Consider the following 21758-nt stretch of genomic DNA (forward strand, 5'->3'; position numbering starts at 1 on the left):
AAATTAATGCGACGTTTACTGATTCTGTTCATGCTGGGTGCGCTGGTTGCACCGGCGTTCGCCCAGGTTCACGAGTATGAGCTGGATAACGGGATGACATTACTGGTCCGCGAGGACCATCGCGCACCGGTAGTGGTTTCGCAAATCTGGTACAAGGTCGGCGCCAGTTACGAACACAACGGCATTACCGGCATTTCCCATCTGCTGGAACACATGATGTTCAAGGGGACCGAAAAACACGGTCCCGGCGAGTTTTCCCGGATTATTGCCGAACACGGCGGACGCGAAAACGCCTTTACCAGCAAGGATTTCACCGCCTATTTCCAGCAACTGGAAAAAAGCCGCCTGCCGATCAGCTTCGAACTGGAGGCCGATCGGATGCGCAACCTGACCCTGCCCGAAGAGGAATTCAGCAAAGAGCGCGAGGTGGTGATCGAGGAGCGCAAGTTGCGCACCGAAGATAACCCTCGCGCCGTGACCTATGAGCAGTTCAACGCGGCGGCCTTTATGATCAGCCCCTACCGCCATCCGACCATCGGCTGGATGAACGATCTCGAAAACCTCGCCGTGAAGGACCTGCGGCAGTGGTATCGCCACTGGTATGCCCCGAACAACGCCACGCTGGTGGTAGTGGGCGACGTCGAACCGGATCAGGTGTATGCGCTGGCGAAACAGCACTTTGGCAAGATTCCGGCGGTCGAGCCGCCGGTAATCAAGCCGCGGCTTGAACCACCGCAAACCGGTGAGCGCCGGATTACGGTGCGGGAGCCGGCGGAACTGCCCTATTTGATACTGGGCTATCACGTGCCGGTGCTCAAGACGGCCGAGACAGAGTGGGAGCCCTACGCCCTGGAAGTGATGGCCGGGGTGTTAAGCGGTGGGCGCAGTGCCCGGCTGCCCGCGAAGCTGGTGCGTGGCAAACAGATCGCCGCCGGTGCCAATGCCGGTTACAGCCTCTATGCCCGGCAAAGTGAACAGTTCACGCTCAGCGCGACGCCGGCGCGAGATCATAATCTTGACGATCTGGAGCAGGCCCTGCTGGCGGAGATCGAAACGCTCAGGAACGAGCTGGTCAGCGAACAGGAGCTGGAACGCATCAAGGCCCAGGTCGTGGCCAATGATGTTTACGAAAGGGACTCTATCTTTTACCAGGCCATGCAGATGGGCATTCTGGAGACGGTCGGGCTCGGCTGGCAGACCATGGAGGCGTACCGGGAGAAGATCGATGCGGTGACGCCGGAGCAGATCCGTAAGGTGGCGCGCAAGTATCTGCGCGTGAATAACCGCACTGTGGCGACCCTCAAACCTCTGCCTCTGAATAGTCAGCTACCCGGGATGGCGCCGTCGACGACGGCCAGTCCGCACTGAACAAACCTAAAATGATAAATACCATGAAACGACTGAACTGGAAAATAACTACCGCGGTTATTGTGATTGTGGCGTTGACGTTTACGGTCGCCCGGCTGGATCGCCCGGGTGACATCGACTCGGCGGATAGCTCGTCGAGCCTGGCAATCCAGAGCTGGAAAACCGATAACGGCGCACGTGTCGTTTTTGTCCCGGCCGACGAGCTGCCGATGGTTGATGTGAGGGTCGTATTTGATGCCGGCAGTGCCCGGGACGGTGAGTTACCGGGCCTGGCGAGAATGACTGCAGGCATGCTGAATGAAGGCGCCGGTGACTGGGATACCGACGAGCTGGCGAAGCGCTTCGACGACATTGGCGCCAATTACAGTGCCTCGGCCAAACGGGACATGGCGGCATTCAGTCTGCGTACCCTGGTGGATAAACCGTTGCGTGAGCAGGCGCTGAGCACCTTTGCCAGCATACTGGGAGAACCGACCTTCCCGAGGGAGGCATTTAATCGAGTGCGACGTAATACGCTGGTGAGCCTGCAGAACAAGAAACAGTCTCCCGGCGATCTTGCCGAGGACAAATTTTATAAAGAACTGTTCGGCGAGCATCCCTATGCAACGCCGGTCAGCGGTGAAGAGGCGAGCGTCAAGGCAATACAGCGGGCGGATCTGCGAGCCTTCTATAAAGAGCATATGGTGGCCAGCAATGCCGTGGTGGCCATCGTCGGCAAATTGAGCCGCGAGCAGGCAGAAGCCCTGGCCGAGCAGGTGACAGGGAAACTGGAAAGCGGTGAGCCGGCCCCGTCTCTGCCGGAAGTGGAACCCTTGCCGGAAGCGAAGCGGGTTGATCTATCCCATCCGTCGGCGCAAACCCATATCCTGGTCGGGCAACCGGGGATGCGGCGCGGGGATCGCGATTACTTCAGCCTGTATGTCGGCAATCATATTCTGGGGGGCAGCGGGTTTGGTTCACGAATTATGGAGACCATTCGCGAAGATCGGGGGCTGGCTTACAGCAGTTACAGCTATTTTGTCCCCCAGCGTGTCAATGGCGCGTTTATCATGGGCCTGCAAACCAGTAACAAACAGACCGAACAGGCGCTGGGTCTGCTGCAGGAAGTGCTGGTGAAATTTATTGACGAAGGGCCGACCGAGGAAGAGCTGCAACATGCGAAAAAGAATATTACCGGCGGTTTCCCGCTGCGTATCGACAGTAACAAGGACATCGTTGAATACCTTGCCATGATCGGCTTCTATGATTTGCCGCATGATTACCTGGATACCTTTAATGATAATGTCGAAGATATCACTGCGGCGGATATTCGCGAGGCCTTCCAGCGTCGTATCGATCCCGAAAAACTGCTCACTGTCACTGTCGGCAATGGTAATAGTAGTGAGTAACTCTTGATTTCTCGCCGGGGCGCGCAGAGCATATCCAGATTATATTGTTCCCTTTGCGTCTCTGCGCCCTGGCGAGAGTTTTCATTATTGGTATAAAACAAAGTGTGAGATAAAGCATTACATGATCTCGCCGAGACGCAAAGCTCGCCACGTTATGTCATTCTCTTCGGGCTTTGCGAGAGTAATCATGATTGGTACAAATCAGGTAGCGTGTTATAACACCCGTGACGATGTATCAGCGGGAAACAACCAACATGGCGGGACAACGTAACCAGTTTCGGATCATCGGCGGGCAGTGGCGTGGCCGCAAGCTTGGATTTTTTCCCGCCCCGGGTTTGCGCCCGACACCGGATCGGGTCAGGGAGACCTTGTTTAACTGGCTGGCGCCGGTGATCCAGGGTGCCCGGGTGCTGGACCTGTTCGCCGGCAGTGGCGCACTCGGTCTTGAGGCGGCCTCCCGGGGCGCCGCCCGGGTTACCCTGGTGGACAGCCATCCACGCGCGGTCTCCCAGTTGCAGCAGAATGTGCGCCTGTTACAGGCCGAACAGGTCCAGGTTTGTCAATCGGACGTGCTGCGTTATCTGACTCGACCCGCTGAAGCGTGCGAGTTGGTTTTTCTCGATCCGCCTTATCAATCCGGGGTGCTGGAGGCCTGTTTTGAACGCCTGGAAACAGGCGGCTGGCTGACCCCCGATGCCCGGATCTATTTTGAACATGACAGTCATGAGCCGGCACCGTCGCTGCCGGCCAACTGGCAACTGCAGCGTGACAAACAGAGCGGCCAGGTGGCCTATCTGCTCGCCCGGCGAGTGCCGCCGGCGTGAGGCGTGGATGGTCGCCACGCGGGTGACGCGTTACACTACGAAAAACTTCGGGGACAGTTTATGCGTATCGCCATCTATCCGGGGACCTTTGATCCGGTGACCAATGGTCACAGCGATCTGGTGCAACGTGCCAGTCGCCTGTTTGACAAGGTTATCGTCGCCATTGCCGCCGGCGGTACCGGCAAGCAACCGACCTTTTCGCTGGATGAACGCATCACCCTGGCCAGCGAGGTATTGCAGCCCATCGAGAACGTCACGGTCTGCGGGTTTGATACACTGCTGGTGGACTTTATGCAGCAGCATGATGCCACGGTGATCATTCGTGGCCTGCGCGCGGTCTCCGACTTTGAATACGAATTTCAGCTGGCCAGTATGAACCGGCATCTGGCGGCGAATATCGAAACGGTATTTATGACCCCGGCCGAGGAGTATTCCTATATCTCCTCGAGCCTGGTGCGGGAAGTCGCGAGACTGGGTGGCGATGTGTCGCCGTTTGTCCACGAGAAAGTTGTGGCTGCATTGAACCGACGGATGCGATAAAATTCAAAATCCCCTGGTATTACTGATTTGGAGTTCGGCATGTCCCTACTGATTACCGATGAATGCATCAACTGTGATGTGTGTGAACCGGAGTGTCCGAATACGGCCATCTATCAGGGTGATGAGATCTACGAGATTGATCCGACTTTGTGTACCGAGTGCGTCGGCCATTTCGATGAGCCCCAGTGTATCGAAGTCTGCCCGGTCGATTGCATCATCGTCGATCCGGACAACCCGGAAAGCAAGGAACAGCTACAGACCAAATACGAAAAGCTGACGGCTCCGGCATAAAGTGACGGATTGTTTGCATATCAAAAAGCCCCTGTGAGGGGCTTTTTTTTTGCGCGGCAGAAAACGCTAAAATGGCGCCAGTGCGGGAGTCATTGTGCTGATACACAGTCCACCGGGGCACGCAAATAAATCCAAACAGATTTATAATTAATTCGAGTATTTTGCATTTGCGGCGTTGGCGGATGAGCGTTGTGCCTGTTTGCTTTCGCAACTCAATGGCGTTGTCGCAACCCAGGGGAGAGATCATGAAAATCGTTCGTCTTTGCATTTTGTTGTTGATTGGGGGGCTGACCGCCGCCTGTAATCAGTCGACGCCTTCGCCGGCGGTGGCCTCCGCCCACCCTGCAGCGACCGAGGCCGGGCTGGCGGTGCTGGAGGAAGGCGGCAATGCGTTTGATGCGGCGGTGGCGGTCAGTGCGACCCTGGCGGTGGTCGAACCCTACAGCTCCGGACTCGGTGGCGGCGGTTTCTGGTTGCTGCATGAGGTCGACACGGACCGAAACGTGATGATCGATGGTCGCGAAAAAGCACCGCAGCAAGCCCGGCGAGATATGTATCTTGATGAGCAGGGCGAGGTGATTGACGGACTGTCGATGGACGGGCCGTTGGCCGCCGGGATCCCCGGGGAACCGGCGACACTGGTGCATCTGGCCCGGGAGTATGGGCGCCTGTCCTTATCCCGAACCCTGGCGCCGGCCATTCGTGCCGCCCGCGAGGGGTTTGCCGTCACCCCCCATTATCAACGCATGGCCCGGTTTCGTCTGGAGGTATTGCGTCGTTCACAGGCCGCAGCAGAAGTATTTTTGCTGGACGGCGAGGTCCCCCCGTTGGACCATGTGATTCGACAGCCGGATCTGGCGGCGACACTTGAACAGCTCGCGCGCCAGGGGAGCGAAGGTTTTTACAAGGGCAAGCTGGCCGAACGGCTGGTCGAAGAGACCCGTGCCGCGGGGGGGATCTGGACACGCGAGGATCTGCGCCGGTATCAGGTCGTGGAGCGTGAGCCGATCACCGGCAGTTACGGCGATTACCGGATCATTTCCGCGTCGCCCCCGTCGTCCGGCGGTGTGGCGCTGGTCAGCATGCTGAATATGCTTGAAGATTATGACCTGGCGGCGCATTCGGCGGTCGACCGCGTACATTTGATGATTGAAGCCATGCGCCGCGCATACCGTGATCGGGCCGAGTATCTGGGGGATCCCGATTTTGTCGAAATGGATATTGAACGACTGACCAGCAAGGCCTACGCCGCGCGCCTGCGACAGAGCATTGAGCTCGAACAGGCCACTGACAGCCGTATGCTACCCCCGGCCACCGAGAGTACGGAAGGCAACGACACCACTCACTTTTCCATCCTCGATAGCGAGGGCAACCGGGTCGCCGCGACGCTGAGTGTCAATTATCCATTCGGTTCCGGTTTCATGGTACCGGGGACCGGGGTGTTGCTGAATAACGAGATGGATGATTTTTCCGCCAAACCGGGCGAGCCGAATGCGTATGGTCTGGTCGGCGCCGAGGCCAATGCCATTGAACCGGGGAAACGCATGCTCTCAAGCATGAGCCCGACCTTTGTAGAGCATGACGATCGACTGGCGATCCTGGGCACGCCGGGCGGCAGCCGGATCATTACCATGGTCTTACACGGTATTCTGGGTTTCGTCGAGGGGCATAGCGCGCAAACCATTGTCGGTTCGCCACGTTATCACCATCAGTACCTGCCGGATCAGGTGCAATATGAGCCCGGGGCCCTGACCGCGGAGCAGCAACAGGAACTGACCCGCCGGGGCCATGTACTGCGTGAGCTGGATAACCACTATGGCAACATGCAACTGGTGATCTGGAACCGGTTGAATAACCGGGTTGAGGCGGCCAGCGACCCGCGTGGCGAGGGGTTGGCTGTTAGCCGGTAACCTTTACCACTAGCTCAGGAGTGAAAGGCCCGGGGTCATGTCATTTCATGATGGTAAAAGCAGTAGTCGAGTTTGTGGTTCTTGGCGTGGTACATGGCGACATCGGCCCGGCGTAGCAGGCCGGTACGACCGTTGCTGTCGTCAGGATAGATAGCAATCCCTATACTTAAACGGGTTACTACCGGTATCTTATGAATTGTTATCGGTGCTCGGGCTGCTGTGGTCAGTTTTTTTGCGATCTCATCGACCTGTTCATTACTCTTTATGTCAGGCAGAACAACAGCGAACTCATCGCCGCCAAGACGCACGAGCAGATCATGGTTAGCAATATCGACCAGAGAGATGCCTTTATTGTCCGTCAATGTCGGTGTGCGCAAAATATTGTTCATGCGTGAAGCGATTTCGCACAGCAGCATATCACCCGCCTCGTGACCGAACTCGTCATTCACCCGTTTGAATTCATCCAGATCAATTAAAAACAGGGCAAAGCGTTTTTCGCTATCGCTGTATTCGTTGAGCAGGTAATCGATATAGTTATTAAAAAGTCCGCGATTGGGCAGATGGGTAAGGGGATCGGTATAGGCCATGCGTTCAAGTCGGCCATAGAGATTATGTAGCTCGCCGGCCATCAGGTTGAAATCATCGATAAGCTGATTGACTTCGATGATATTACTGCGGGATGTTATTGGCTCTCCCAAAAGCTTGTTGTCGCCATGCAGTCGTTGCAAGTGGCTATTGAGCACCTGCAATGGGCGGATCAGCGTGCGACGCAAAAGAATCAGTGCTACGGCGGTTACCAGTGCAATGATAATGGCTGAGAGCAACATGATAGTGTTGCGGGTTTGTTGAAGTTGCTGATACATATTTCGGGTGTCGTCATAGACCTCAATTAATAATGCGGATTCTTGATGATCGGTTGTATCCAGGCGGTAGCGGGCGACCAGCCCGCCGTCACGTGATTCGGGCCACTGAGGTGATCGGTAGAGAAGTTCACCATCAGGTAGTCGGAACTGTACCGGCATCCCCAGCTCGTCTTCAATCGGGCTCAGACTGCGTGTTGGTGCGGTGACGATCTCAAGATAACCGCTGGGGTTTAGCCCGCCCAGAGGCAAGAGGACAGCGTGGTATGGACGCTCATTGTTGTTACACAAAGTTGCGAGAATCTTCAGACGTTCTGCCCCGCGGCGCTGTTCGGCCTGTTCCACCAGTCCCGGACATACCGCGCCGGGGTGTTTCAGAGAGGTGTTTTCGGCGCTGGACTCTGCCAGGGGCTCGAAATCAGGGCTAAAGACAAGCAGGCGTTCCAGGCGCAAAATATTGGCGGTAACAAAATACTGATGAAATTGTTGTGCGAGTGCATCATGTAGAGCAGTAGTATCGTTATTACCCAATGCCTGGCGAAATCTGGTTGATATTTTTAAATTATTGCCGAGATCCTGCGCGTACTCTTCCAGTTCATTCATTTTGTCGCGAATTTTAATTTCTACCAGATCGACAAGAGACTGGCGTTTGTAATCCAGGATGACATCCTGATAAATACTGGTGCTGGCCAGTGCCAACCCTAACCCCAGTAAACCTACCAGAAAAATAGTCAGTACGAGGTTGGTTTTGATTGAGACATAGAGTGGCATATACGAGGATGTATGGCTTATTGTTTATCTTTAACGTAGGGATATTTTTTATCTTGCCACTCCTCGAAGCCACCAAAAAACCAGTGCAGGTTGGTATAACCACACTGCTTGGCAATTTGAACGGCATTGGCACTACGTCCGCACTTTGGGCCATTGCAATAAAACAGCGTCGGGTGCGTCTTGTCGGGAATAGTTTCAGCCAGACTGTCACAGTCGGTGTCGGTATCGGGCAGGCTGTTGGAGCCTTCTATATACCCATGGGCTCGATCGCTGACAATTCGAGAATCAATGATCAGCAGTTCAGGGATTTGATTGGCCAGTTCGATCAGTTCTTCGGCGCTGACTTTGTTAACACCGGGAATATGTTCAATGATCTCTTCTTCGTCTGCAGCAACGACATTGCTCAGGAACACTAACAGGAGGATAAGTTTTGCACCTGAAACCGCCAAAAAATGATTCTTCATAGTCTGAATTATCCTTGTTTTTCAGGTATTCAGTCGAGCACGACAGAATAATAACGGTATATTTCTGAACCGTGACCGGTTTGTCGGCAGGCGTGGAGGTTACTTGAAATATTTCAGTAAAGGGGGCAATCCCTTGTAGTACATGTTATTAATATTATTTTATGCTTATATGATGGCGGTACTGCAGCAACAAGCGTCAACGCTGACAGTGTCGACAATAGTAACTGGCGCGCTGACTGATGACTATCTGCTGCAACGGCTGACCGCATTGATGACAGGGCATTTTGTGGCGCTCATAGACGTGCAACTGCTGGCGAAAATAACCGGGCTTGCCGTCACTGGCGGTAAAATCGCGCAAGGTGGTTCCGCCCTGGCGAATGGCCGCCTCAAGGACCTGCTTGATCGCATTGACCAGGCCGGTATAGCGTGCCCGGGCGATCCGGCCGGCGGCGCGTTTGGGATGGATGCCGGCCAGGTAGAGCGCTTCGTTGGCGTAGATGTTGCCGACGCCGGTGACGATTTTGCTGTCCATGATAAAGGCCTTGATCGCCAGCTTGCGACCCCGCGACGCTTGCCACAGGTAGTCAGCCTCGAAGGCGTCCGACAACGGTTCAGGCCCCAGTGTTTTTAACAGTTTATGTTGAAGCGGATCCTCGCGAGTCCAGAGTACGGCGCCAAAGCGGCGCGGATCGCGCAGACGCAAACACTGGTTGTTGTCCAGTACAATATCCAGGTGATCATGTTTCTGGACCGGCGTTTGTCCCGGCAAAATTCTCAGGCTGCCGGACATTCCGAGATGGATGATCAAGGTCCCCGCGGGCATGCGTAATAACAGGTATTTGCCGCGGCGATCGACCTGCTCAATCACCTGCCCCTGTAAGGACGCGTTGAGATTGCGCGGCACCGGCCAGCGCAGTTGCCGCTGGCGCAGGATCACCGCCCGCACCCTCTGTCCTTGCAGGTGCGGAGCAATACCCTTGCGGGTGGTTTCCACTTCGGGCAGTTCAGGCATGGGTGATCACGTCCGGTGTCCTGGTCTGTTCTCTGGGCTGGTTATTTCACCACGAAGTCACGAAGCCACGAAGTAAAATTAAATCACTTCGTTTCTTCGTGACTTCGTGGTGAGCGCTCAAGTTCGGGCTCGGGAACGGGTTCGGGCAGTTGCAGCAGCTGTTGACGGATATCCTCATTGATCACATAACGCAGGCGCACATCGTGGCGCAGCAGGGTAGGCTGTCCATCCTTTTCCTCCAGCGTGAAACGCACGGGGGCTTGCCGACCCGCCAGTTCGATCCGGATATCCGCTGGGGGGAGTTCTTTCGCTTCGAACGACTCCAGGCGGATGGCCTGAGCAGTGCGCCAGTTGGCTACCAGTTCGGTCAGGGCGTCGGCCGAGCGGTCTTCACGCGACGGGCGGACTTGCCACTGACCATTCTCCAGGGCGAGCTGCATCTGCGGCAGTTGCAGAGCGGTGATTTTGCCGGCGGGTAACAGGGCATGACTGAGATAACCGGTGGCCGGACTGACCGTATGGTAATAATGGGTGTCGGGGATCAGATACAAGCGATCCGCCAGGCGGACATAACGCTGCTCTGAGAGCGGTTCGGTGTCACCGAAGGCGATGCGCAGGGTGTCGTTGTAGGTCACCGTGGCACGTGGCTGGTCGAGCCCGTAATCTGTGGGATCAAGCTTCGTGATATCGTGGCTGCCGGTATATTCGGCCTGCAGCAAACGCAACAGGGCCTGGATTCGATAGTCATTGGCGGCCACGGTATAGGGGCTTTGCATATACCAGCCAGCCTGTCGCTTGTGCAGCGTGATCGGCTCATCCTGCTTGCGCTGTAATTCGATCTGCGTGACTTCCCCGGGGTCCAGCTCGCTCAACTGTTGCGGCCCGGGCTGTTTGGATTCCCGGGACGTATAGAATACCGCCAGCGCCAGAATAATGAGAAGCAGTAACAGCGCCAGATTGAGCAGGAGTCGCGAGCGCATCAGGGTTTACGCCGTCGCCACCAGGTGTACAGACCGTAGCCGAGTAACAACAAGGGCAGGCCGAACAGAAACAGCAGGCCGAGAATCGACCAGGTCAGCGATTCCAGAGTCAGTTCCGTATCCGGCGCGGTACGCGAAGGAATATCGATAAAGGCGTCGTCATGACTCAGCCAATTGATAATGTTGAAGCCGAGATCCTGGTTACCCTGGTTACCGAGATAGGCATTGGCGAGAAAGTCCCCGTCACCCAGCACCACGATGCGTTGTCCGGCACCGTCATGACTGGCCTGTTCATCACTGTTCGGGTTGCGGGTCAGGGCAATACCCAGATGCAGGGGACCGGCTGTGTCGTCCTTTTCGTCATAGTTGATCACACCGTCCAGCTTGCCGGTTTCCACCCAGCTGCGCGGGACGGTTTGTAAAAACGGACTGGCGTCAAACGGGCTGTCTTGTGTCGTGTCGATGGCGGCGGCACGGGGGAACAGCGTCATAAGCCGAAAATCACGGGTGATCGGATGGGAACTGGCACTGTAGTCGGCAATGACGGCAAAAGTCGGATCATTAATGCCGAGCCTTCGGGTCGAGGGATCGACGATGGTGCCGGGGAGAAACGTCAGGCCGAGATCCTGCAATAAGGGCTGCAGGCCGTAGAGTTCGCCGGGATCATGCAGCCAGAGCAGGTTGCCGCCGTTACGCACGTAGTCACGAATAATCTCGACTTCACCGGGCAGATAATCCAGTTGCGGGCCGGCGATCACCAGGGCCGCGGTATCGGCGGGGATGGCGGGATCGTCGCTCAGCCTGAGGGTGCTGCTTCGGATCCCCTTGTCGCGCAAGTGTTCGGTAAAGCGTCCGTAGTCGTGGTTGGCCCGCCCCTCGGGGTTACGCTCGCCGTGTCCGGCAATAAAAACGAGGTGTTTCTCGCCACTGCGCAGCAGTTGTTGCAAGGTATTGGTCAGCGCGCTCTCGCTGATGTCCTGGACGTGTTCGGTGCGGTCGTTATAAGTGACCACCAGTTCACCGTCGACGCTGATATCGTATTCGCGAGTCAATTCCGGTTCGGTTTCCGGGTTGATATAGCGAATGTGAATATCGTCTTTATGCTGCTGGTAGCGTTCGATCATCCCGGCAATATTGCGCCGGGTCGAGGCCAGCTTGCCGCTGCGCGCGAAGGCGAGGATTTCCACCGGCCCCTCCATGCGCTCCAGCAGGGTTACCGTCGCCTCGGAGAGCGTATGGCGACCGGCGGCGGTCCAGTCGCTTTCGTATTTGTAATGCACACTGAGCCAGGCCAGCAGGGCCACGATGGCCAGAAACAGCACGACAAACAGAATGTTCTGTACACGAATCTGAAAGCGGCTTTTGGGCGTGACTTGCATGGTTGTCAGAATTCCACAAAGGGTTAGTGTTGCAGGCGATCCGCATCCAGGCGGCGAATGCTCAGCACAAGGAACACCGTAATAAACAACAGAAAATAGAGTATGTCGGTACTGCTGAACAGGCCTCGGCTGAGGGGCTCGAAATGACGCAGTATGGACAGATATTCCAGTACCCCGCTGGCGTCGATATCCCCGGCCTGATCACCGGCCCAGTCGATAATCCACAGCAGCAACAGGGCGCCAAAGGTACTGATGGCGGCGATAGTCGGCTGCAGGGTCAGGGTCGAGAGAAACAGGCCGATGGCGGCAAAGCAGGCGCTCAGCAGGAACAGGGCGAGGAACATGGCCAGCAACAGGCCGAGATCAAGCGGTCCGGCAAACAGCAGCGACAGCGGCATCAGGCTGATCATCAGACAGGCCAGCAGCAAGAAGCCAAGCAGCCCAAGGTACTTGCCGAGAACAATTTCCGTCATGGACAGCGGGGCGCTGAACAGCAAGGCAATACTGCGGTTGCGGCGCTCTTCGCTGATGACGCGCATGGTCAACAGCGGCACCACCATCATGAAAATAAACGCCGCGCTGCCATAGACCTGGGCGACGACCAGTTCGGTGGCGCCGGGCGGCGATTCCAGGTTCTGCAGCCGGGGCTGCAGGTTGATGAAATCGTTAAGCGAGGTCAAAAACAGGTACGCCAGAATGAACTGCATCACCGCCAGAATCGACCAGGCCAGCGGGGAGAGAAACAGCGTGCGCAGTTCGCGTTGCGCCAGGGTAAACACCATCATGCCGCTTCAATCTCCGTATCGCTCTGCTCCGAACTGGTGATTTCGACAAAGATTTGCTCCAGCGTCTTGTGCTCCGGGGTCAGCTCGAACAGGCCCCAGCCCTGTTCGACGGCCTGCTGCGCGATCGCCCCGGCCGGATTCGTCTCTGCCGCATGCAGCAGGCGAAAGCGGTGGTTATCCAGCGCCTGCACGTCGTTGATGCCGGGCAGGGCCTCCAGGATGTGTTGTGCCGGTGGCTGCTGCAATCCGAGAATCAGGCTGCTCGATTGCATGCGGCGATCAAGGTTGTCGACATGATCACTGAATACCAGCTGCCCGCGATTGATGATCTGCACCCGATCACAGGTCATTTGCACTTCGGGCAGAATATGGGTGGAGAGAATCACCCCATGCTCCTCGCCCAGCTCCCGGATCAGTTCGCGGATTTCGCGGATCTGGATCGGATCCAGTCCCACGGTGGGCTCATCCAGGACCACCACGGCCGGGGAATGAATGATTGCCTGGGCAATTCCGACCCGTTGCTGATAGCCCTTGGAAAGATTGTTGATCAGTCGCCGACCGACCTGCTCCAGGCCACAGCGCTGCTTGGCGCGATCGACGGCCGCTGTGATGGTGTCACGCCGCAGACGATTCAGCCGGGCGCAAAAGCGCAGATACTCATCCACGGTCAGTTCGCGGTACAGCGGCGGTTGTTCCGGCAGATAACCGATTTCGCCCTTGGCCTGCCTGGGCCGATCGAGCAGATCGAGGCCGTTGATCAGGATGCGACCGCTGGTCGGTGCCAGGTTGCCGGTAATGATCTGCATGGTGGTGGTCTTGCCGGCGCCGTTGGGGCCGAGAAAGCCGAGGACTTCACCCCGTTGCAGCTCAAAGCTGACATCTTTGACCGCCACCAGACCGGCATAACGCCGGTAAAGATGTTCCACGCTGATCAGGTTGTCATTGGACATGTCGGTTAACAGCGGCTGTGATTATTATCAATGTCATGCTGGGGCGAAATTATAAGCTTCTGCGTCCGGGTGACAAGCCCGCAATGCCGTTTTGGCCAACTGGCGCAGGATTGTTTTGACTGCCCACGGCAATCCTGGTTCAGCAAGGCATAGCCGGCACAAATACTCAACAGAATAACCTCGCGTTGCGCGACAGTGGCGCGCTGTTGCCGACAACGTCGAATCCTTGCCGGTACAAATTGCAGCGCGGCGTCAGCATAGCAGGATGCTACAATCGACCGCGAATCCGGATGGAAGGGTTTACCCATGAGCGTAATTCTCGGCGTCGATACCGGCGGGACCTTTACCGATTTTGTCCTGTATCGGGAGGGCACGATCACCACGCACAAAGTGCTGTCCACCCCGGCGGCGCCGGAGGCGGCGATCCTGCAAGGGGTGCGGGATCTGCAGCTGGATCAGCTGGCGGAGGGGACGGCCTTTTATATGGTGCATGGTTCGACCGTGGCGACCAATGCAGTACTGGAAGGCAAGGGCGCGCGCACCGTCTTTATCACCAACCGCGGGCTGGGTGACATGCTGAGCATCGGCCGGCAGACCCGGCGTGAGCTGTATAACCTGCAGCCGCACACCCTGGCGCCACCGGTACCGCGGGATCACTGCCTGGAGACCGGCGGGCGCCTGGCCGCGGACGGCCGTGTCATCGAGCCGCTCACCGGGGCCGATCTGCAGCAGCTGCGCGAGGCGATTGCGCGCCTGCAGCCCGAAGCGGTGGCGATCAATTTGCTGTTCTCTTATCTGGATGATCGTTTCGAAAAGCAGATCGAGGCGGCCCTGCCGCAGGATCTGTTTATTTCCCGCGCCTCACGCGTGTTACCGGAATACAAAGAGTACGAGCGGGGTATGACCACCTGGCTCAACGCCTGTGTGGGACCGCGGGTCGAGGGCTATCTGCAGCGACTGCAACAGGGGGTGCCGCAGGCGCAGATTACGGTGATGCAAAGTTCCGGCGGCACCATCGCCGCCCGCCAGGCCGGGGAAGAGGCGGTACACATGCTGCTCTCCGGTCCGGCCGGCGGGCTGGCCGCGGCCCGTTATATTGGCGAGCAGGTCGGTTGCCGGCGCCTGCTGACTTTCGACATGGGCGGTACCTCCACCGATGTGGCACTGGTCGACGGCGAGCTCAAACTGACCAGTGAAGGGCACATCCGGGATTACCCGGTGGCGGTACCGATGGTCGACATGCACACCATCGGTGCCGGCGGTGGCTCGCTGGCCAGCGTGGACGCGGGCGGCTTGTTACAGGTGGGGCCCGAGTCGGCCGGGGCCGATCCCGGTCCGGCCTGTTACGGCCAGGGCGGCAAGCGGGCCACGGTGACCGACGCCAATCTGCTGCTGGGGCGCCTGCGCCCCGGCGCGTTTCTCGGTGGCGATATGGTGCTGGACGGGGCGGCGGCGGAGGCGGCAGTCGGTGAGATTGCCCGAAAGCTCAATCTGTCGCCCGAAGAGGCGGCCGCAGGGATCCTGCGGCTGGCCAACGAGCACATGGCCCATGCCCTGCGGGTCATGTCGGTCCAGCGGGGAATCGATCCGCGGAAGCTGGCGCTGGTCTCCTTTGGCGGGGCCGGTGGCCTGCACGTCTGCGCCCTGGCCGAGGCGCTGAACATGCAACAGGCCATCGTCCCGGTCTACGCCGGGGTATTGTCCGCGCTCGGGATGCTGGTGGCACCGCGCGCCCGGCAACTGTCACGGACCCTGAGCGGCCTGTTGCAGGAGTGGGATACCCCGACGCTGGAGGAGGCATTTGGGAGGTTGATCGAACCGGGACTCGAGGCGATGCAGCAGGAGGGCGTCGCGCGGGAGGCGATCGCGGTCCAGCCCAGCGTCGATCTGCGTTACCGGGGCCAGTCCTATTATCTCAATATCCCCTGGGAGTCGATCGACCAGGCCGCGGAGGCTTTTCATGCCCAACACGAACAACGCTACGGCCATCGACTCGCGTTGCCGGTGGAGCTGGTCAATCTGCGTGTTGCCCTGCAGCGTCCTCCCCAGCAGATCGTGTTACAGGCCGTCAGCCAGGGCGATCCGGGCGAACCTTATGAGCATGTTGAGTTGCATGGGATCGACACACCGGTACCGGTCTATGCCCGGGCACAACTGGTCGGCGGACAAACCCTTCGCGGGCCGGCATTGATCACCGAAACCGTCTCCACCACCTATCTCGCACCGGATTGGCAGGCCCGGGTGCATGAGACAGGCTGCCTGTTATTAAACCGGGGCTGATTGGCGTAGCGCGAGGCCGGGCTGAATCCGCAGAAGGCGCCGGTTCCACGACATAAAAAAACCCGCTGACGAGGCAGCGGGTTTTTAAATTCAGACGCGTGGCGCTGAACGGGTTACTTGATTTTCGCTTCCTTGTAGGCCACGTGTTTGCGAACCACCGGATCGTACTTCTTCACTTCCATCTTTTCCGGCATGTTGCGCTTGTTCTTGGTCGTGGTGTAGAAGTGGCCGGTACCGGCGCTGGAGACGAGTTTGATTTTGTCACGCATGATAGTAGCTCCTTACACCTTTTCGCCGCGGCGACGCAGGTCCTCGAGGACGACCTCGATACCTTTCTTGTCGATAACACGCATGCCCTTGCTGCTGACACGCAGTTTTACCCAGCGGTTCTGCGATTCCACCCAGAAGCGGTGGGTATGCAGATTGGGCAGAAAACGGCGACGGGTCTTGTTATGGGCGTGGGACACGTTGTTCCCGCTCATCGGACGTTTGCCAGTCACTTGACAGACTCTGGCCATGGTTATTCTCCAAAAATCAGCTGCACAATGCGTCAAAGAGCGCGAATTTTACGGATTTCCCGCCAGCCTTACAAGCCCAATTCCTCCTAAAGTGCCGTATCGCGTGGATTTTGGGCAAGCTGTTGGTCGTGCCGGTGTTCCTCGTTACTCGTCACTCGTCCCTCGGCCCTGTTTTTCAGAGCCAGCCCCGCTCCGAAAACGCCACGCACTCCCCGTCGCCGACCACGATGTGGTCCAGCACCCGCACCTCTACCAGCTCCAGCGCCTGGACCAGGCGACCGGTCAGGTGGCGATCGGCGTGGCTGGGTTCGGCGATGCCGGAGGGGTGGTTGTGGGCGAAAATCAGCGCTGCGGCATTGTAATGCAGGGTTTTTTTGACCACCTCGCGCGGGTGCACGCTGGCGCCGTTGAGCGTGCCGCGAAACAGTTCCTCGTAGCGGATCACCCGGTGCTGACTGTCGAGAAACAGGCAGGCAAACACCTCGTGGGGCAGATCCCGCAGGCGGCTGAGCAGGTACTGTTTGGTCTGCTCGGGGCTGTGCAGGCCGGCATCGCGCTGCAGGGCCTCGCCCAGATGGCGCTGGGCCAGGGCCAGCACCGCCTGCAGTTGCACGTATTTGGCCTGACCCAGCCCGGGTAGCTGGCAGAACTGTTCCTGGCTGGCGGTCAGCAGCCCGCGCAGGCCGCCGAACTGGTGCAGTACCTCGCGGGCCAGATCCACGACGGTCTTGCCGCGGGTGCCGGTGCGCAGAAAGATCGCCAGCAGTTCGGCGTCGGAGAGGGCCTCCGGGCCCCGGGCCAGAAGTTTTTCCCGCGGGCGCTCCGCCTGCGGCCAGTCGGTAAGGGGCATGACGACCTCCCTGTCGCTTATTCAGAAGATTTGGCAAACCGGCCAGTGGTTCGCCTGCCGGATTTGCGTTCAATTATAGCCAGGAACAGGGCCGAGTAACGAGGAAAATCAGCAGCGGCTAAACCGTGGTTCCCTCGTCACTCGTAACTCGTCCCTCGGCCCTGCCCTTCGGAGTTTACTCCGAAGGGCCCGGAAACTCTGGTACACTTTATAAGTATGACGCAACTGGCCAACAAACATATTCTGCTCGGGGTGACCGGCAGCATCGCCGCCTACAAGGCGGCCGATCTGGTACGCCGCTTGCGCGAGGCGGGGGCCGAGGTGCGGGTGGTGATGACTGCCGGAGCCGGCGAGTTTGTCACGCCCATGACCTTCCAGGCGGTTTCCGGTCACCCGGTGCACCAGCACCTGCTGGACGCCGATGCCGAGGCGGCCATGGGCCACATCGAGCTGGCGCGCTGGGCCGATGCCATTATCGTCGCGCCGGCCAGCGCCGATTTTCTGGCCCGTCTGGCCCAGGGCCGCGCCGACGATCTGCTCAGCGCCGTGTGTCTGGCCGCCGAACGGCCGCTGGCGGTGGCGCCCGCCATGAATACCCACATGTGGGCCAATCCGGCCACGGGCGAGAATGTCCGGAGTCTGCAAAAACGCGGGGTGTTGTTGATCGGTCCGGAGGCGGGGGAACAGGCCTGCGGCGATGTCGGCGCCGGGCGCATGAGTTCGCCGGAGTCCATCATCACGCAACTGGCCGACCTGTTCAGCACCGGCAGTCTGACCGGTCGCACGCTGCTGATTACCGCCGGGCCGACCCGGGAGGCGATCGATCCGGTCCGTTATCTCTCCAACCACAGCTCCGGCAAGATGGGTTTCGCTCTGGCCGAGGCGGCGGTGGAGGCCGGTGCGCGGGTGATTCTGGTGAGCGGGCCGGTCAACCTGGCCACGCCGGCGCACGTCGAGCGCCTCGATGTGGTCAGTGCACAACAGATGGCGGCGGCGGTGGATTCACGCATTGGCGAAGCCGATATCTTTATCGCCACGGCGGCGGTGGCCGATTATCGGCCGCGTCAGGTCCCGGCGGAGAAAATCAAAAAAGATCAGCCGCAGCTGACACTGGAACTGGAGAAGAATCCCGATATTCTGGCCGGGGTCAAGCAACAGCATCCGGGTGTGTTTTGTGTCGGTTTCGCGGCCGAAACCACCGATCTCGAACGTTATGCCCGCGCCAAACTGGACGACAAGCGGCTGGAGATGGTGGTGGCCAACCTGGTGGGTTCGGCCACGCCCGAGACGGAGGGGACCTTTGGCAGCGAGACCAATGTTCTGCAGGTTTTCTGGCCGGGCGGGGAGACCCATCTGCCGTTGGCCCCCAAGGGGCAACTGGCTCGTCAGTTGATTCCGGTGATCGTCAGTCGCTACGAACAGCGCGATATGACTGCCGCCGGCAAGGGTAAAATAGTCGAATTAAATCAGGCTGTCCGGCCCAAAAGATAATTATAATCCGTCACCACGGTTCGCCGCCGGGACACAACAATCAACACTCAATCCACTACAGACGGGTTCAGTCACTATGACGCGTATCAAACTCAAGTTGCTCGATGATCGTATCGGCAAGGATATTCCCCTGCCGCACTATGCCACCGACGGTTCCGCCGGCCTGGACTTGCGCGCCTGTCTTTCAGAGCCGCTGGTGTTAAACCCCGGGGAAACCCAGTTGATCCCGACGGGGCTGGCGATCCATATCGCTGATCCGTCGCTGGCGGCGGTGATCCTGCCGCGCTCGGGACTGGGGCATAAACACGGTATTGTGCTGGGCAACCTGGTCGGTTTGATCGATTCGGACTATCAGGGGCAGTTATTCGTCTCCTGCTGGAATCGCGGCAGCGAGTCTTTTACGGTCGGAATTGGCGAGCGTATCGCCCAGCTGGTACTGGTCCCCGTGGTTCAGGCGCAGTTCGACCTCGTCGAGGATTTCGAACAGAGCGTCCGGGCAGAAGGCGGGTTTGGGCACACCGGCAGTGCATAATCCAGAAGACAGGGAGAGGCAGCATGGCCCGTCGTCGTGAACGCATAAACAAACACCCGCAACAACCGCATCATTCCGGCGGCCTCACGCTGACCGCGGTGAGTCTGATCGCCTTTTTCCTGTTCAGTGCCATTTTGATCGTGGCCGTATTTGTCGGTCAGATGACACCGCTACTCGCCTTGCAGACCCAGGAAAATGCGGTACTGGAAAACGAGGCCCGGCACACGGCGGCGGGTATCAGCCAGGCGGTGGCCGATTATGCCCAGGGTCTGCACAGTGTGGCGAAAGATCCCCGGACCCGTGACCTGTTGCGAGCCGGCGATCGGGCGGCGATCGCCGAACGCGAACATCAGCTGCAATCCATGTTTGACGGGGCTTTGCGGGTGCGCCTGCTGAAGCCGAAAATCTACTCTCCGGATAAAAGCAGCGAGCCGCATCTGAGCTTTGCCTGTCTGGATCTGCAGCGTCAGGCGGAAGAATCGCTTGCCCGTCCGCCGGTCGAGGTGCACGCGCCGGGTAACCCGCAGCAACACATCGATATCGTCGAGCCGGTACTCAATGCGGCTGGCGACACGGTTTTGGGACATGTGCAACTGGCTCTCGATGCCGGCTTGCTGGAGCAATGGGTGCAACAGGCCGCCTCGGAGGGCTATGTTGAGCTGGAGCAGAAAATCAGCAACCAGGAACCCGTTCTGCTGGGCAAGGCGGGCGATCCCGCTTATCAGGCCCGGGCCGAGTCGACCCGCGTGGCGATTCCCCATACCGACTGGGAGTTGTCGACCTGGATGCCGCAGGTGGTTCGGGTTTCGGCGTTTAATGTGAATCTGTTGAGCATTATTGCAGTGAGCATCATCCTGGTCGGAATCGTGGTGCTGTTGTTGTATCAGGCCATGGGGCGCTCCATCCGTCACGATCTGGAAAACTTTATGTTGCTTGAGGCCAGTTTGCTGCGGGGCAACAAGCGCCATACATACCCCATGAAAATGAAAGAGTTTCGGCAAATGGCCGAACGGCTGGACGAGCTGGCAGGCGTTCCGTTCGCGAAGGGCGAACAGGCCAATGACACTGGCCCGCGCAATACTGCGCGCGATCAACGCGTCACGGACAACAGCAGACCAAACGACGATCTGGACGACGGCACCGACCCGGCGCCCCTGCCAGGCCAGCAGGCCGGGCCCCCGGCGGAGATTTTCAAGGCGTATGATATTCGGGGCATCGTCGGGCGTACACTGAACGCCCGGTACGCCACGCTGATTGGCCAGGCCCTGGGCAGTGAGGCCAGCCGCCGCGGGTTGACGAAAATCGCCTTTGCTCGTGATGGACGCAAGTCCGGCCCGGAACTGGGCGCGGCGCTGGTGCGCGGGCTGCAGGCGGCCGGTATGGAGGTGATCGATGTCGGCATGGTACCGACGCCGGTGCTGTATTATGCCGCGCATGAAATGGCCGGCGGATCCGGGGTCATGCTGACCGGCAGTCACAATCCGCCTGACTATAACGGTTTCAAGATGATGCTGGGCGGGGAGACCCTCTCCGGTGAGGCCATCCAGAGCCTGCGTCAGCGCATCGAAAAGCAGGATTTTGTCCGGGACAATGGCAGTTATGCTGCGCACAAGGTCACCGACGACTACATCAAGCGCATTATCGCCGATATCCGGATCACCCGGCCCCTGAAGGTCGTGATCGACTGCGGTAATGGCGTGGCCGGCGTGGTGGCGCCGGCACTGTTCCGGGGGCTCGGCGTCGATTTGATCGATATTTACAGCGAAGTGGACGGCGACTTTCCCAACCATCATCCCGATCCCAGTCAACCGGATAACCTGCACGATGTGATCGAACTGGTGCGAAGCAAGAACGCGGATCTTGGTATTGCCTTTGATGGTGATGGAGACCGTCTGGGTGTGGTCAATAGCGAGGGTGATATCATCTGGCCGGATCGGCTGATGATGTTGTATGCCGCCGATATCCTGTCACGTAATTCTGGCGCGCAGATTATTTATGACATCAAATGCTCGAGTAATCTGACCCGGGTGATCTACGAGAAAGGCGGTGAACCGATCATGTGGAAAACCGGCCATTCCCTGATCAAGGCCAAGATGAAACAGTCCGGTGCCCTGTTGGCCGGCGAAATGAGTGGACACATCTTCTTCCAGGAACGCTGGTACGGTTTTGATGACGCGCTGTATGCTGCCGCGCGTTTGCTGGAAGTTCTGGCGAATGACAAGCGATCCCCGCGGGAAGTGTTTGCCGATCTGCCTGATTCGGTCAATACGCCCGAGCTGCGCATTGATCTGGCGGAAGGGGAGCAGCATCGAATCATGGAAGAGCTGGTGAGTCGGGTCGATTTCGAGGATGCCAGCATGCTCATGATCGACGGCATTCGCGCCGATTTCGAGGATGGCTGGGGACTGGTGCGTGCCTCCAATACCACGCCCAGTCTGATCCTGCGGTTTGAAGCGAGGGACAGCAAATCCCTGCAGCGAATTCAGCAGAAATTCCGCGAGCTGTTACAATCGGTCAGGGCGGACCTGGCAATACCGTTTTGATAAATTGATAATACGACACAGA

The 21758-nt window shown here is 58.5% G+C and carries 20 protein-coding genes; 10 read left to right on the plus strand and 10 right to left on the minus strand.

Annotated elements, in window-relative coordinates; all coding sequences use genetic code 11:
- Positions 1-6 precede the first annotated feature (6 nt).
- From EDC23_RS02355 to ggt, 6 genes are all read left to right on the plus strand, one after another.
- On the plus strand, positions 7-1368 hold the full coding sequence (locus EDC23_RS02355; protein ID WP_134080731.1) for a M16 family metallopeptidase: 1362 nt from the start codon (positions 7-9) through the stop codon (positions 1366-1368).
- 23 nt (positions 1369-1391) lie between these two features.
- On the plus strand, positions 1392-2756 hold the full coding sequence (locus tag EDC23_RS02360) for a M16 family metallopeptidase (RefSeq protein ID WP_134080733.1): 1365 nt from the start codon (positions 1392-1394) through the stop codon (positions 2754-2756).
- A 254-nt stretch (positions 2757-3010) separates the two neighbouring features.
- Positions 3011-3580 carry a 16S rRNA (guanine(966)-N(2))-methyltransferase RsmD gene (gene rsmD / locus EDC23_RS02365; RefSeq protein ID WP_208321247.1) on the plus strand — a complete coding sequence of 190 codons (570 nt, stop codon included), beginning with the start codon at positions 3011-3013 and terminating at the stop codon, positions 3578-3580.
- Positions 3581-3640: 60 nt separating this feature from the next.
- Positions 3641-4120, plus strand: coding sequence for a pantetheine-phosphate adenylyltransferase (gene coaD, locus EDC23_RS02370; RefSeq protein ID WP_134080735.1), 480 nt, complete (start codon positions 3641-3643; stop codon positions 4118-4120).
- 39 nt (positions 4121-4159) lie between these two features.
- Complete coding sequence (locus EDC23_RS02375) at positions 4160-4411, plus strand: YfhL family 4Fe-4S dicluster ferredoxin (RefSeq protein ID WP_134080737.1); 252 nt, start codon at positions 4160-4162, stop codon at positions 4409-4411.
- Between the two features lie 245 nt (positions 4412-4656).
- On the plus strand, positions 4657-6321 hold the full coding sequence (gene ggt / locus EDC23_RS02380; protein WP_134080739.1) for a gamma-glutamyltransferase: 1665 nt from the start codon (positions 4657-4659) through the stop codon (positions 6319-6321).
- Between the two features lie 35 nt (positions 6322-6356).
- Here ggt and EDC23_RS02385 read toward each other — a convergent pair whose 3' ends face one another.
- The 7 genes from EDC23_RS02385 to EDC23_RS02415 form a co-directional block, all read right to left on the minus strand.
- Positions 6357-7952 carry a GGDEF domain-containing protein gene (locus EDC23_RS02385; protein ID WP_134080742.1) on the minus strand — a complete coding sequence of 532 codons (1596 nt, stop codon included), beginning with the start codon at positions 7950-7952 and terminating at the stop codon, positions 6357-6359.
- A 17-nt stretch (positions 7953-7969) separates the two neighbouring features.
- Entirely contained in the window at positions 7970-8416 is a 447-nt protein-coding gene (locus tag EDC23_RS02390) for a rhodanese-like domain-containing protein (protein WP_134080744.1), read from the minus strand.
- A gap of 196 nt (positions 8417-8612) precedes the next feature.
- A complete protein-coding gene (gene mutM / locus EDC23_RS02395) occupies positions 8613-9428 on the minus strand; it encodes a bifunctional DNA-formamidopyrimidine glycosylase/DNA-(apurinic or apyrimidinic site) lyase (protein WP_134080746.1) in 816 nt (271 codons plus the stop codon).
- A gap of 83 nt (positions 9429-9511) precedes the next feature.
- A complete protein-coding gene (locus EDC23_RS02400; protein ID WP_134080748.1) occupies positions 9512-10408 on the minus strand; it encodes a DUF4340 domain-containing protein in 897 nt (298 codons plus the stop codon).
- On the minus strand, positions 10408-11787 hold the full coding sequence (locus tag EDC23_RS02405) for a GldG family protein (RefSeq protein ID WP_134080750.1): 1380 nt from the start codon (positions 11785-11787) through the stop codon (positions 10408-10410). Before EDC23_RS02405 ends, EDC23_RS02400 begins: the two co-directional genes overlap by 1 nt.
- Before the next feature lie 23 nt (positions 11788-11810).
- Positions 11811-12572 (minus strand): ABC transporter permease subunit, encoded by a 762-nt coding sequence (locus EDC23_RS02410; protein ID WP_134080752.1) that lies wholly within the window; start codon positions 12570-12572, stop codon positions 11811-11813.
- Positions 12569-13522 carry an ABC transporter ATP-binding protein gene (locus tag EDC23_RS02415; RefSeq protein WP_134080754.1) on the minus strand — a complete coding sequence of 318 codons (954 nt, stop codon included), beginning with the start codon at positions 13520-13522 and terminating at the stop codon, positions 12569-12571. Before EDC23_RS02415 ends, EDC23_RS02410 begins: the two co-directional genes overlap by 4 nt.
- A gap of 306 nt (positions 13523-13828) precedes the next feature.
- Between EDC23_RS02415 and EDC23_RS02420 the strand changes: the two genes are divergently transcribed.
- Positions 13829-15802, plus strand: coding sequence for a hydantoinase/oxoprolinase family protein (locus EDC23_RS02420; RefSeq protein WP_134080756.1), 1974 nt, complete (start codon positions 13829-13831; stop codon positions 15800-15802).
- A gap of 113 nt (positions 15803-15915) precedes the next feature.
- Here the strand turns inward: EDC23_RS02420 and rpmG are convergent, their stop codons facing one another.
- The 3 genes from rpmG to radC all read right to left on the minus strand — a co-directional run bounded on the left by rpmG (position 15916) and on the right by radC (position 17170).
- On the minus strand, positions 15916-16071 hold the full coding sequence (gene rpmG, locus EDC23_RS02425; protein ID WP_134080758.1) for a 50S ribosomal protein L33: 156 nt from the start codon (positions 16069-16071) through the stop codon (positions 15916-15918).
- A gap of 12 nt (positions 16072-16083) precedes the next feature.
- Entirely contained in the window at positions 16084-16320 is a 237-nt protein-coding gene (gene rpmB, locus EDC23_RS02430; protein WP_134080760.1) for a 50S ribosomal protein L28, read from the minus strand.
- Positions 16321-16495: 175 nt separating this feature from the next.
- Positions 16496-17170 carry a RadC family protein gene (radC, locus tag EDC23_RS02435; RefSeq protein WP_134080762.1) on the minus strand — a complete coding sequence of 225 codons (675 nt, stop codon included), beginning with the start codon at positions 17168-17170 and terminating at the stop codon, positions 16496-16498.
- Positions 17171-17386: 216 nt separating this feature from the next.
- Between radC and coaBC the strand changes: the two genes are divergently transcribed.
- The 3 genes from coaBC (at position 17387) to EDC23_RS14235 (ending at position 21736) form a co-directional block, all read left to right on the plus strand.
- Positions 17387-18661 (plus strand): bifunctional phosphopantothenoylcysteine decarboxylase/phosphopantothenate--cysteine ligase CoaBC, encoded by a 1275-nt coding sequence (gene coaBC / locus EDC23_RS02440; protein ID WP_134080764.1) that lies wholly within the window; start codon positions 17387-17389, stop codon positions 18659-18661.
- Between the two features lie 76 nt (positions 18662-18737).
- Complete coding sequence (gene dut / locus EDC23_RS02445) at positions 18738-19193, plus strand: dUTP diphosphatase (RefSeq protein ID WP_134080766.1); 456 nt, start codon at positions 18738-18740, stop codon at positions 19191-19193.
- A gap of 23 nt (positions 19194-19216) precedes the next feature.
- Positions 19217-21736 (plus strand): phosphomannomutase/phosphoglucomutase, encoded by a 2520-nt coding sequence (locus EDC23_RS14235; protein ID WP_134080768.1) that lies wholly within the window; start codon positions 19217-19219, stop codon positions 21734-21736.
- Positions 21737-21758: the final 22 nt, after the last annotated feature.

Source organism: Thiohalophilus thiocyanatoxydans (assembly GCF_004366735.1).
Taxonomy (GTDB): domain Bacteria; phylum Pseudomonadota; class Gammaproteobacteria; order UBA6429; family Thiohalophilaceae; genus Thiohalophilus; species Thiohalophilus thiocyanatoxydans.